The following is a 469-nucleotide window of genomic DNA, read 5'->3' as shown; positions in this document are numbered from 1 at the left end:
CCCTATCACGGCCCAGGCCAGGCGCATGGCCTGTGCTTCTCGGTGCAGCCGGGCGTCGCCACGCCGCCGTCGCTGGTGAACATCTACAAAGAACTCAAGCGCGACCTGAACATCGACATTCCCAGCCATGGTTATCTGCAATCCTGGGCCGAGCAGGGCGTGCTGCTGCTCAACACATCGCTGACCGTTGAGCGCGCCAACGCAGGCTCTCACGCCGCCAAGGGCTGGCAGCCATTCACCGACCGGATCATTTCGGTTGTCAGTGAGCAGCGTCCGCGTCTGGTGTTCCTGTTGTGGGGGGCGCATGCGCAAAGCAAGGAGCGGCTGATCGATACCAGCAAGCATCTGGTACTACGTTCGCCGCATCCGTCACCGCTGTCCGCGCACCGCGGCTTTATCGGTAACGGTCACTTCAGCCGCACCAACAAGTTCCTCGAGCAACATGGCCTGGCACCTATCGACTGGCGAC

The 469-nt window shown here is 62.3% G+C and carries 1 protein-coding gene; it reads left to right on the top strand.

Annotation, left to right across the window (positions count from 1 at the left end; genetic code table 11):
* On the top strand, positions 1-469 hold a 469-nt coding region (gene ung, locus AC0IYH_RS29345), incomplete at both ends, for a uracil-DNA glycosylase (RefSeq protein WP_471837546.1).

It is taken from the genome of Pseudomonas sp. AC463, assembly GCF_979253585.1.
Note: the sequence above shows the minus strand (reverse complement) of the source record. Positions and strands in the feature narration are given on the sequence as shown.